This window comes from Xanthomarina sp. (genome assembly GCF_035306705.1).
GTDB lineage: Bacteria > Bacteroidota > Bacteroidia > Flavobacteriales > Flavobacteriaceae > Xanthomarina.
The window spans coordinates 18,224-31,103 of sequence record NZ_DATGNO010000072.1; the positions used below are offsets into that span (position 1 = coordinate 18,224).

The following is a 12,880-nucleotide window of genomic DNA, read 5'->3' on the forward strand; positions in this document are numbered from 1 at the left end:
AAGAGAATAAAATATAAAAATGCCAAGAATATTAGTAATAGAAGATGAAGCAGCCATTAGACGTGTATTGGTTAAAATTCTTTCAGAAGAAAATGCCGATTATCACGTAGAAGAAGCCGAAGATGGTTTAATTGGAATTGAAAAAATTAAAAACGAGGATTTCGATTTGGTTTTATGCGATATTAAAATGCCAAAGATGGATGGTGTTGAGGTATTAGAAGCCGCTAAAAAAATAAAACCCGAAATTCCAATGGTTATGATTTCTGGTCATGGAGATCTAGATACTGCTGTAAATACCATGAAATTGGGCGCTTTCGACTATATTTCAAAACCACCAGATTTAAACAGATTGTTAAATACCGTTCGTATTGCATTAAACAGCAAAGAGCTTGTGGTTGAAAACAAACGCCTTAAAAAGAAGGTGAGTAAAAACTATGAAATGATTGGCGAAAGTGAAGCCATTTCAAGTATAAAAAAAATGATTGAAAAAGTGGCACCTACAGACGCCCGTGTGCTAATTACTGGCCCAAATGGAACAGGAAAGGAATTAGTTGCACATTGGTTGCACGAAAAAAGTGAACGCTCAAACGGGCCTTTAATAGAAGTTAATTGTGCTGCCATTCCTTCAGAGCTTATAGAAAGTGAATTGTTTGGCCATGTAAAAGGTGCTTTTACAAGTGCTGTAAAAGATCGAGCAGGAAAGTTTGAAGCAGCTAATGGTGGTACTATTTTTTTAGATGAAATTGGAGATATGAGCCTGTCTGCTCAGGCCAAAGTACTAAGAGCCTTGCAAGAAAGCAGGATTCAACGTGTGGGTGGTGAAAAAGATATTAAAGTAGATGTACGTGTTATAGCAGCTACCAATAAAGACTTAAAAAAGGAAATTGAAGCTGGGAATTTTAGGGAAGACCTATACCATCGATTGGCAGTAATACTTATTAAAGTGCCATCCTTGAACGAGAGGAGAGAAGATGTTCCTTTATTAATTGACTATTTCTCCGAAAAAATATCAAACGAACAAGGCACTGCAAAAAAATCATTTTCTTCAAAAGCTATAAAAATGCTTCAGGAATACGATTGGACAGGAAATATTCGTGAACTTCGAAATGTGGTAGAACGTTTAATTATTTTAGGCGAAAAAGAAGTTGGGGAAGACGATGTTAAAATGTTTGCTTCAAAATAATCCTTAGAAACTCTTTTCTTCATGAAAAAAATAGATGATAAACAGTTTAAAGTTACCAAACCTATTCATTTAAAGGAAATTCCAACCACTTTTAATTTAGAAGCAGATACTGAAAAAATTGAAAAAAAGCTTGGGAAAATTAGAAAAAAACTAGCTATAGTTCAAGATACTATGTATGCGCATGGAAAATATGCGGTTTTAGTGTGTTTGCAAGGAATGGATACAGCTGGAAAAGATAGTTTGATTCGTGAAGTTTTTAAAGATTTAAACGCAAGAGGAGTGGTAGTCCACAGCTTTAAAGTGCCAACATCCTTAGAGTTGAAACATGATTATTTATGGAGACATTATATAGCGCTGCCTGCACGTGGAAAATTTGGTGTTTTTAATAGAACACATTACGAAAACGTGTTAGTAACTCGCGTACATCCCGAGTATATTTTAGATGAAAATCTACCCAATGTAACTTCTTTAGAAGATGTAAACGACGCTTTTTGGGACAAGCGTTTTGAGCAAATCAATAACTTTGAAAAACACATAGCCGAAAACGGAACTGTTATTTTTAAATTCTATTTACACCTTTCTAAAGAGGAGCAAAAAAACAGATTGCTTCGTCGTTTAGAAAAGAAAAATAAAAATTGGAAATTCTCTCCAGGAGATTTAAAAGAGCGAGAGCTTTGGGGTACGTATCAGACGTGTTATCAGGATGCCATAAATAGAACATCTAAACCTCATGCTCCATGGTTTACCATACCTTCAGACGATAAGCCCACAGCAAGATATTTAGTGGCTAACATTATATACAAAACCTTAAAACAATATAAAGATATTAAAGAACCAGAATTAGACGACAAGGTGAAAGCAAATCTGGAACTTTATAAAAATCAACTTGAAAACGAATAAACGATCATTTTTTAGCCTTCTGTTTAACAATTTGATTTTTTAATAATACTATCTTAGTTCTAAAACTCAGCTCATGCGATTTACCATCTTATTTTTCAGTCTATTTCTTGCATTAAATGCTTCGGCACAAACAGATGAAGAGATTTTAAAAAGTCTTTATAAAACCTCTCTAACCAATGGAAATAGTTATCAATGGTTGGACCATTTGTCAAACCAGATTGGTGGGCGCTTGTCAGGTTCCTTAAATGCTGAAATAGCCGTAGAATACACAAAACAAGAACTTGAAAAACTAGGACTTGATAAAGTTTGGTTACAACCCGTTATGGTTCCAAAATGGGTACGTGGTGCTCCTGAATTTGCTTTTATCGAATCGGGTTTAGGATCTACAACCAATGTAAATATTTGTGCACTTGGAGGTTCTATTGCTACGCCTTTAGGAGGATTAAAAGCTCATGTAATTGAAGTGAAAAGCATGGAGGAATTAGAAGTTCTTGGAAAAGAAAATATAGAAGGGAAAATTGTGTTTTTTAACCGACCAATGCAACCAGATATTATTCAAACCTTTGAAGCTTATGGAAGTTGTGCTAACCAGAGATATTCTGGAGCTTTGGAAGCATCCAAATACGGAGCAGTTGGCGTGTTGGTGCGCTCTTTAAGTTTACGTCAAGACAACTTTCCTCATACAGGAAGCATGACTTATGGAAATTTACCAGTATCTAAACGGATTCCATCGGCTGCAATAAGTACGAACGATGCTAATACCTTAAGTACCATGTTGGCCTTGAATAAGAATACAAAGTTCTATTTTAGTCAGACGTGTAGGCAATTAGACGATGTGCAATCATACAATGTTATTGGTGAAATTACAGGGAGCCAATTTCCAAATGAATATATTATTGTTGGAGGCCATTTAGATTCATGGGATTTAGGAGATGGTGCCCACGACGATGGTGCTGGTGTTGTACAATCTATGGAGGTCCTGCGTTTGTTTAAAGAAACGGGTATCAAGCCAAAAAGAAGTATTCGCGTGGTCTTGTTTATGAATGAAGAAAACGGACTTCGAGGTGCTTTAAAATATGCTGAGGTTGCCAAGCAGAAAGGCGAAAATCATATTTTTTCCTTAGAAAGTGATTCTGGGGGCTTTACACCACGTGGCTTTAGTTTTGATTGTAACGATGCCAACTTTAACCAGGTGTTAGGGTGGAAAGATTTATTTAAACCTTATTTGATCCATTATTTTGAAAAAGGAGGAAGTGGAGCAGATGTAGGGCCTTTAAAAACCAATTCTAATGTGTTAGCTGGTTTGCGTCCAGATTCGCAACGTTATTTCGATTATCATCATGCTGCAAACGATACTTTTGATGCCGTTAATAAAAGGGAATTAGAACTTGGGGCAGCTTCTATGGCCAGCTTGGTTTATTTATTTGATAAATACGGCCTGGTTAATTAAAAGCTCTTTTGAAAATTTTATTTAAAGTGAAACAAAGATTTTCTCAATGATGGATTTGGCTTATTTTAATAGGTTCCGGAAACATTCTAATTTATAAATAATTTGTTCTTGGAGGGACATTTCGTACTAATCGAATGTCAAACCTAGGTCTGATAATATTTAGTAGTAACCCCTAAATATTTAAAACTTCAAGCTATTTTGAAAAAAGTAGTAGCTAACAAAGTCATTACTTAAAAGAGAGCAACCGTAGGTAGAACCCTTTAATTTTACATTATTTACCATTCCTTTTATTTGTTTTTTCTACTAGAACCTAGTCTTTTTTACATGGCTATGATATCCTTTATTTGAATTTAGTATTCTAAAATAGAAGTGATTATTAAATTATATGCCAAAGAAACAAGTAAAAATAAAAGGCTTAGAGCCAAAAATCGTAAAGACTTATTTACATATTTAAACTTGATAGAAGCAATTTTTGAAATAATGTAGATTTGCTGTCCCAGTTGGTCGAATAACTGTTCTTCATTAAGACTAATTTTATAAAACGTTTTCGAAAACTCTTTAATCGTTCCAAATTTAGAAATAACATCTTTAAAGAAGAATACGTTTTTTTCGTAGGTAGCTTCAATCCTTGGCATAAAGCAACGGATACTAAAATATATGGAAGTAAGTGTACACATAAAGGATGCTCCTAAGAGTACAAATAGGAGTGTTTTAGATGGTGTAGATGTCAAGATGATTTCAATAAATTTATATGAGAAATTCAGTAAAATTCCATAAAAGGATAGTATTAGACCGGCCTTAATTTCAGAAGCTTTTATAAGTGATGATACATAATTGATGCTTCCCCAATAATGATCGACCAGTTCTTCTGTATACTTATGGTCTCTCATTTCCGATTTTTTTAATTTTTGAAACTCCATAATTTTTGAATATTAATTATTTGAATAAGCCAGAATCGACATCTACAATAAATGAAATCAAACCTTTAAAATATGTTTTCTGGTCGTCGTATTGAGATAAATGGCTTCCATTTGGACAAAGGAAAAAACGTCCGTTTGGAAACTCATTTGCCATCCATTCCATGTATTTAGGATCCATGGTATCATAAGTAGCTCCAATGGTTAAAGTGGGTGTTTTTATAGTTTTTAATTTATCTGAAATATCCCAGCCTTTTAAAGACGCATTTCCTGTTACACCAAATTCGCTATAACCTTGCATGTAGATGTAAATGCTAGGATTTAAATGTGAAAAGCACCGATTAATGGATTCAGGCCAAGAGTCTAAAGGCATTCGCAATACATGTTCTGTGTAGTAATAATTGGTAACTAATTCAGTATATCTTGGGTTACTAAAATCGTTGTTGGCTTCCAGTTCTTTAATTTCTTTAAAGACTTCTGGAGGAAGTTGTGGCCCTAAAACTTCACTTGCATATTTTTCGTATTCCGGAATACTGGCCATCATATTCGAGATAATTAGCCCTTTTAAGTTATCCTGATATTTTAAGGCATATTCCATGGCTAGAATACCTCCCCAAGATTGACCTAACAAATAGAAATTGCTACTGTCCAAATTCAAAGCTTTTCTAACTTGTTCAACTTCTTCAACAAAATGGTCTATAGTCCAAAGTGTTGAATCGTTTGGCTTATCGCTATAATAAGAATCTAGTTGATCGTAATAGATGTATTCAATTTCTTCGTTGGGAAAATAACCGTCAAAGCATTCAAAAGCTTCATGCGTACCACCAGGTCCTCCATGAAGTAATAAGACTTTTATATTAGGATTGTTTCCAATGCGTTTGGTCCAAACCTTAAAGGTGCCTTTTGAAGTTGTAATAGGAACCATGCTGATGCCCCCAGTAAATTGGTCTTTACTGTTTGAGTAGTCCATATAGCTCGAAACGACATCGGTTTGTGGAACAGAAACTTGTTTTTTCTGACATCCAAGAAATATACCTAAACAACAAAATATAACATGAGCTTTCGATTTCATAATTATGTTAGTATTATAAATAGTTTGTACAATTCAATAATCTTTGAATTCTAAGTACGTGATATTTAAGTTACTTTAAAATCGATTTAGGACGAAAGCTCATGATTTTTGTCCGAGCAGGTCAATATTTTTATTTAATAGTTTTGACGTTTAAAAAAAACAGAATTTTTAAGTTGTTATTTCTGTGAATTATTTATAATCTTCACTTTCTTCAATCTCGACAACTTCTGGAACATCTTCAATTTTCATTGGTTTTTTAACAATATCTGACACAATTTCTTCTGAATTTATTTTTTTTATTTCAGACAGTACTTCAGAGGTATCCCAATAGCCAAATTCCGTAACAATTTTTTTATCAATAAATTGAAAAGTAATATGTACCGGAATGATAACCTGTTTATTGTTTCCTTCTAGGTTTCCTTTTAAAAGACCCCAAAAATTCACCCAAGATTTTCCGTTATTATCTTCAATCATTTCATATTCCCTGCTTTCATCTTCAAAAGCACGGGTAGAAAAACCTGCATCATGATTTTTATGAAAGCCCTCAAGATCTGTGGGAGATAAAATTGTAGTTCTAGAGTTGTAATAAATGTGTGCGGTATCATGATAATGAGACATGAGGTTTTCCCATTCTTGATAGTTGTAATCGCTAATAACAGCTTTTACAATTTCTATTTCTTCTGAGTTTTGTGTGTATCGATGTTCATTGCCGCAAGATGTGAAAATTAAAAATAAACATCCAATTAAAGTAAGATTTTTCATAAGTTAAGATTTTTAGGTTAAAATTTATTGTTGTGCTTTTAAATAAGATAACTTTTTAGAAGCCTATAACAAAGAATGCCGTTTTGAGTGTCAAAATGGTTGTTAGAGCGTTATCTTTTAGTTAATAGCAAAAGGGGCTGATTGCTATTAAAGCAAAAAACATATAAGTACGTAGATGATTTAAATATCTCGTACTCAAGTAAAAATACAAAAATATAGTGAATGTAATCTTGCAAGCGATAATTTTCTTTTTAAAGAAAGAGTGAGTTCCTTAAAAGAAAGCGCAAAAAAAATATTTATTTGGTATTCAGTCCAAAATCCTGTTCAACCAATTTACACCAATCTTCATCACTAGCAGCATTCCAATATACCCATTGTTCATCTGTCAAGGAAGCTCGCCATGTCATAAACGGTACTGCATCTGGGCCAACTGGATGTCTTAGCTTCTAGGAATTGCTTTCCCATATTTCCAAAATTTTATCTACCACAAGCGAAGGTGGAGTGGGCATTTTTAGTGCTGCAGCAAAAGGACCAGCTTGCCGTTTGGAATTTGGATAGTATGGAGTTGCCTCTTATTATGTGCTTTATAATGTTGGCGTAAATCCAGATTCTCGTACTTAAAGCATACGTGATTATTCATGATGAAAATATTTTTAATTCCTCAGACGAAGAGTGTCTTCTGGACTGCAAGCAGTTAGATTATAAACAAGCAAGTACAAATTAAGAAGAGGATTTTCGAATAGTCTTCATGTTGAATAATTATTTAAAGTTGTTTTTACAGCTCGAAAGGACACATCTAAATCGTCTTTAGCTAATTGGTTTTGATATATTGTTTTGGGTGGTTTTTTTGGTTTTTTACGATTTAACATCAGTGAAATGTCTGAAACAGAATAAGTTTCACTGCTTAATAAATAGTTTTTCCTATTTAAATCAGTAGTCGTTGCTGCGTTAAAAACTGCTTTTGCAACATCTCTTACATCTACAATGGCAAATTCTGCATTAGTATCATAAAGCATTTGTACGAACGGATTTGGAGCAAGTTTGTTTTTGATTAAATATTGTAAACCTGTGGAAGTGGAATCTTCTCTGTGCGACATAGACTTTCCAAAAACCAAAACGGGTAACACACTGGTTATTTCGAAATTGAGATTAGGGTGTTTTGCAATAAAATCGTTCACCGTTTGGTGAGCCAAGAATTTGGCTTGTGCATACGGATGACTTTCTTTACTAAAAAAAGGTGTGTCTTTTTCACTAAATAAATCATCTGAAGTTTTTCCTCCTGCTGGTAATGGGAAATTCGTATTTAATGCAGCCACAGAGGCAATTATAACTACCTTTTTTATTCCTGGTGTTTCCTTGATTATTTCCAAGAAATTTTCGGTGCCTTTAATGGTTGGATCGAATAATTCGGTTTGAGCATCTTTAAAATCCAATTGAAAAGGTGTGCCACCATGAATTATAATATCGCAGTTTTTAACAAATTCCTTTAAGAGCGTTTTATCCTCCATTTTGAGTTCACTCAGATATAGATGGTCTGAATTTTTTAAATCCATTAAATGCTCGTATTTTTTTTGGTTTGAAATGTCTGTGGTCGACACCTTAACGTCAAAACCTTTATTTAAAAATAGTTTGGTAATATGGCTTCCTATAAAACCAGAACCTCCTATAATACCTGTTTTTTTCATGATGTTTTTGTATTATGTGATAATTAAAAAGCCGTTGTTTAAAAAAATAGGGCAGATGACTTTTGTTTTTAACTTTTTGAGAAGCTTTTTAATAGCAAGAAAAATCGTCTCTAGTTAAATAATTTTAAAAACTCTCCCTCTATAGATTACCATCTGCCCATTTTTTAATTGAGGCTTGATTGCTGGATGATTTTTATAGGTATGCCATTTTGTATTACCCAATTATGTTGAAAAGCTAAATAATTTATCATGCCTTTCTCCATGTTTTTTCCTGATAGAAACCCCGTTACCAATATGTTCTCACTATCTATTTCTGTTATCTGGATGTCGCTAAATATTACATACTCCCAATTTACTTTGAAGTCTGCAATTAGGTTTTTTACAACAGTAGAATTAAATAAAAAAATGGAAGCAGCCATATTTGTCCCTGGTATAAGACAGTTTGTTGTTTGTGGCCAGCATGGATTTGTATCTGAAACTTCGTTAATTAGAATATGATTATAAACTTCTTCAACGGCTATCACTTCGTTACTTTGGATTTGAGAATAACCTGTAAGCGAAAAAATAGTGGTCCAAATTACTAATACAATTATGGATTTTGAAGATTTCATTTTATGAGTTGTTCAGATTAATAGCTTGAACTAAGTTCGCAATTAAATGATGTATTTGAAAGGGAGTTAGGACGAAGAACAAGAATGTTTGTCCGAATAGCTATTATTATTTATCGAACCAATTAGTTGTTAATTGATTGGTATTCAGCTGTAGAAAATAATATTAAATGGTATGTAGACGCTTTAGAAGTTCAGACTTTAGTTGCTTGCTAATGGGAATGGCTTTTCTTGAAACCACGACATGACTGGTAGCAATTTCATCTATTTGCGAAATATTTACGATAAACGATCTGTGAATTCTTAAAAAATGATCTTGTGGTAATTTCTCATCAATAGCTTTTAAAGTAGTTACCAATAAATACTCTTTATCTTTGGAATATATGCGGCAATAATTTCTTTCGGCTTCAATATAGAGGATGTCTTTAATGCTGATTTTTACCATTTTTTCGTGATGGCGTACAAAAATACAGTCGTTTAATATTAATGGATCTTCAATTTCTAGGTTGGGTTCTTTATTTGTTTTCTCTTTAGGTTTTAAGAGATTTTCAGTTAACTCAATTGCTCGTTGTAAATCTAGTTTTTTAAAGGGCTTGGAAATAAAAGCGTAAGGATTTGTGGCTTTGGCTCTATCAAAATGGACATTATCTGCATTGGCCGTTAAATAAATAATGGGGATATTAAAATCCTGTTGCATTAAAAGGGCTGTTTCAATTCCATCTATTTGTCCTTTTAAATTAATGTCCAATAAAACGATATCGGGTTGATGTTGTTTAATGTGAAGGAGCGCTTCTTCTCCACGTGGAATAATTCCTGTTACATCGTAGCCTAGCGAAGTTAGTTGTAATGAAATGTTTGCAGCAATAATCATTTCATCTTCAACTATTAATATCTGTAAAGGAGTTTTCATTTTATGCTGCTGGTTTTATATTAAAGTGAAATAAAACAGAAGTGCCATTTCGGTTGCTTTCTTCCATTTTCCCATTCAATTGTTGCGTTAAAAGTGTGATTAATTTCGAACCAAAACCCGTTCCTTTTGGTGCAGTACCTTTAGGTTTTCCAATGCCATTATCCGCTACCTTTAGTGTTAAAACATCTGGTTTATTACGTAAGAGGCTAATTTCTATATTGCCTTTTTTGTTGTTTGGAAAGGCATATTTTAGTGCATTGGTCAATAATTCGTTTACAATAAGCCCGATTGGAACAGCTGTGTCCACATCTAATTCCAAATGATCCATGGTACATTCAATTTTTACTTGATCTTCTAAATTGAACGTGTCTAAAATTCCTTCGCTTAAATTGATGAAATAATCTTTCATTTCAATGCTTTCCAGATTTTCACCTTGATATAACTTTTGGTGAATAATTCCCATAGACTGCACTCTGTTTTGACTTGCAACCATAGCATCTTTAGTAGCGGAATCTTCTAATTGTGACGCTTGTAAGGAAATTAAGCTTTTTACCAATTCCAGATTGTTTTTAACCCGATGATGGATTTCTTTGAGCAAAAGCTCATTTTGTTTATTTTTTTGTTCTAATTCTAAATTTAAAACTTGTAGTTTCTCACGTTTTCGTCTTATGGTTTTCATGCTGGAAAGCATGCCAATTAAACTTATTATAGCCAAACTGGCAATGGTTATATACAGTATCTGTATTTTTTTTTGTTGTGATATTTTCGCTTCTTGACTTGCTATGGTTTCTTCTTTTTTAACAGTTTCATATTGAGTTAATAGCTTAGACATGGCTTTGTCGCTTTCCATGGTAGCAATACTATCTCTCATAGCTCTTGCTTTTTTTTGATATTCCAAGGCTTTCGGATAGTTCGCTAATTTCTCGTAAATGGTACTTACGTGGTCGTAATTCTCTGTAAGGTTAGAGACATCATTGTTTTTTTCTTGTAAAGCAACCGTTTGAAGTTGATGTTTTAGGGCATCCTTATAATTTCCTAACAAAAGATTTATTTCGCCTAAATTTGCAGTTATTACATAAATGGCGTTTTCATAATTTACTTTTTCTGCTTTCGAGAGAGTGCTTTCATATTCACTTTTAGCTTCTTGATATTTCCCTAAACGCTTTAGCGCATTGGCTCGATTATTTGAAAAATTTATCAGATTGAAAATTGAAAAATCCAAGGATTTAGCCAATTGAAGCGTTTGATTGAAATGGTTAAATGCTTCCAGATTGTTTCCCATAGAAATATAGCTATCTCCTGCAGCTGTGTAGGCAAATACCAATTCATTATCCAATTGATTCTCTTTGCAAAAGTCGATGTTTTTTAAAGCATATTCAAGGGCTTCGTTAGGTCTTCCCTGCTTGGTTAAATCTTCAGAAACACGACTGTAAGCACCAGCTATGCCTTCTTTGTAGTCAATTGACTCCATGAGCTTCAAGGCATCTAGATCGACTTTTAGGGCTTGGTCTAAGTCTCCTCTTCTTTTATAAATCCAGCCTATTTTAAAATAGGTAGTTGCTTGACCTTTTTTATCATTAATAGTTTTGTAGCCTTTTAAAGCGTTATTAAAATAACTAGCAGCTGAATCCAAATCCAAAAGATTGGCATGCATTCTTCCTTGCATTTCATAAAATTTTGGTTGCCATTGTATATTTTTGGTTTTCTCTGAAAATTCCACTCCTTGTCGTGCATATAGTAAGCCTTTTTCCAAGTCTGTTTTGGCGGCCTCCAAAACTAATTCACTTAGTATATTAAGTTTAACGGCGTCGTTGGTTGTGTTGTGAAGAATAAGAGATAAACTGTCTAATTTGTTATTTTGACCAAGAGCAGAATGTATAAGAAACACAAAAACAATAAATAGATGAAATTTAGTGGTTTTGTAGTTAGAAGTAGATTCGAAAAGGTATGTTGTTTTTGGGGCACAACAATAAAATGCTGTGCTATAAAGCGCGATCGGCTTAAATTTGTTAGTTTTCATAAGTCTTTTCAGCTATTAATAAAAAGACTCAAGGAGATTTTAAAGATACTAAAAAAAAAGTTTTAGCTTGTGGTTTCAGATATTTTATTCTGAAGAAAATTTATTAAAAGTTGATTTTTACAAGGAATAGATGTCGATTTACTATAAAATGGTTTCTACCATAACGCTTTATCGTTAATTTTCAACAATTAACTTGCTTATTGTTCATCAGGTATGCTTTTTAATAGTTTTGATGAAAACTAACTTTTATTAAAACAAAATTACCTTTCTTATTTTTCCTAATTACTTTATTCACTTTTGGACAAACACCTATCAATTCGTTCTATAGTTTACCACAATCTAATTTTGCTCTTGTAACATCTTCTACGGCTGTCGACCAAAATGCAAATGGAGCTAATTTAACTTGGAACTTTACTAATTTATCTTCTGTTGACACTTCTTTAGATGCTTATGCGGCTCCAACACCTGAAGAACTTACATCCTATCCAGGAACGACTTCGGTTTTAACTATTACTGAAAATGCCACAAGTGCTTCTAGTAAAATATTTACTAGAGATGTTGCTGGACACGTATCCATAACTGGAGCTGAAGCTACTGGATTAGAGCTAAACTATACTACAAATAATGCGGTTATTGGAACCTTTCCATTAAACTATAACGCCACCAATACAGACGCCGTTGCAGGTAACTTTAACTTCGATACGTATGCAGGAACTTTTTCTGGGTCTATTATTACAGCAGTAGATGCTTATAGGACACTTAATATGAACGATCTTGGAGAAGGAGCATATAGTGGTGCTGTAACACGATTAAAAACGGTTCAAAATTTAAGTTTGACTTATATGTTTCCAAATGTGGGTAACATAACACAAACTAGTTATTACTATTATGATGCCAACGATGGAACTTTGGTTTTTAGAACAAATACAGTTCATGTTGTAGTTTCTTTAATTGGTGTAAATGAAACAGTAACGGTTATGGAAAGTTTCTTATCTAGTCCTTTGAGTGTTTCTTTGAATCAGTTTGTAAGTAATGATATGAAGCTAATACCTAATCCAGTTGGAGATGTATTAAATATTCATTTAAATCAATATGAAAAAGTTCGTGCAATCACTTTAACAGACATGAGTGGAAGAACCGTCTTAACTGTAAATGATAACTTGACATCTGTTTCAGTTTCTAATTTACAAGTAGGAATGTATATTGCCAACATTACTACTGATAGTGGCATTTACACTAAAAAGTTCTTAAAAAAGTAAGTTGAAATTATATTATAAAATGGAGAAGAAGCTGTCCGAAAAGTATGGGATCTTGTCATTTTGAGCACAGTCGAAAAATCTATATTCTTGATTCGTAATAGATTTCGACTGTGC

Annotated in this window: 11 protein-coding genes; 4 read left to right on the forward strand and 7 right to left on the reverse strand. The window is 33.2% G+C overall.

The window, feature by feature from the left end; genetic code table 11:
* Positions 1-19: 19 nt before the first annotated feature.
* The 3 genes from VKY47_RS05835 (at position 20) to VKY47_RS05845 (ending at position 3,533) form a co-directional block, all read left to right on the forward strand.
* Positions 20-1,183, forward strand: a complete 1,164-nt coding sequence (locus tag VKY47_RS05835) for a sigma-54-dependent transcriptional regulator (RefSeq protein ID WP_324311155.1) — start codon at positions 20-22, stop codon at positions 1,181-1,183.
* 21 nt (positions 1,184-1,204) lie between these two features.
* Positions 1,205-2,083, forward strand: coding sequence for a PPK2 family polyphosphate kinase (locus VKY47_RS05840; protein WP_324311157.1), 879 nt, complete (start codon positions 1,205-1,207; stop codon positions 2,081-2,083).
* Positions 2,084-2,156: 73 nt separating this feature from the next.
* Positions 2,157-3,533, forward strand: a complete 1,377-nt coding sequence (locus VKY47_RS05845) for a M20/M25/M40 family metallo-hydrolase (RefSeq protein ID WP_324311159.1) — start codon at positions 2,157-2,159, stop codon at positions 3,531-3,533.
* Between the two features lie 350 nt (positions 3,534-3,883).
* Here the strand turns inward: VKY47_RS05845 and VKY47_RS05850 are convergent, their stop codons facing one another.
* The 7 genes from VKY47_RS05850 to VKY47_RS05880 form a co-directional block, all read right to left on the reverse strand.
* Complete coding sequence (locus VKY47_RS05850; RefSeq protein WP_324311160.1) at positions 3,884-4,423, reverse strand: Pycsar system effector family protein; 540 nt, start codon at positions 4,421-4,423, stop codon at positions 3,884-3,886.
* Between the two features lie 46 nt (positions 4,424-4,469).
* Positions 4,470-5,522 carry a proline iminopeptidase-family hydrolase gene (locus VKY47_RS05855; RefSeq protein ID WP_324311162.1) on the reverse strand — a complete coding sequence of 351 codons (1,053 nt, stop codon included), beginning with the start codon at positions 5,520-5,522 and terminating at the stop codon, positions 4,470-4,472.
* A gap of 189 nt (positions 5,523-5,711) precedes the next feature.
* Complete coding sequence (locus VKY47_RS05860; protein ID WP_324311164.1) at positions 5,712-6,284, reverse strand: nuclear transport factor 2 family protein; 573 nt, start codon at positions 6,282-6,284, stop codon at positions 5,712-5,714.
* A gap of 746 nt (positions 6,285-7,030) precedes the next feature.
* The gene (locus VKY47_RS05865; protein WP_324311165.1) at positions 7,031-7,969 is read right to left on the reverse strand and encodes an NAD-dependent epimerase/dehydratase family protein; all 939 of its coding nucleotides are present in this window, start codon (positions 7,967-7,969) and stop codon (positions 7,031-7,033) included.
* Positions 7,970-8,133: 164 nt separating this feature from the next.
* Complete coding sequence (locus VKY47_RS05870) at positions 8,134-8,580, reverse strand: hypothetical protein (RefSeq protein ID WP_324311167.1); 447 nt, start codon at positions 8,578-8,580, stop codon at positions 8,134-8,136.
* Positions 8,581-8,743: 163 nt separating this feature from the next.
* Entirely contained in the window at positions 8,744-9,487 is a 744-nt protein-coding gene (locus VKY47_RS05875; protein WP_324311169.1) for a LytR/AlgR family response regulator transcription factor, read from the reverse strand.
* 1 nt (position 9,488) lies between these two features.
* Entirely contained in the window at positions 9,489-11,507 is a 2,019-nt protein-coding gene (locus VKY47_RS05880; RefSeq protein WP_324311170.1) for a tetratricopeptide repeat-containing sensor histidine kinase, read from the reverse strand.
* 764 nt (positions 11,508-12,271) lie between these two features.
* Here VKY47_RS05880 and VKY47_RS05885 point away from each other — a divergent pair.
* Positions 12,272-12,766, forward strand: coding sequence for a T9SS type A sorting domain-containing protein (locus tag VKY47_RS05885; protein WP_324311172.1), 495 nt, complete (start codon positions 12,272-12,274; stop codon positions 12,764-12,766).
* The last annotated feature ends 114 nt before the right edge of the window (positions 12,767-12,880 follow it).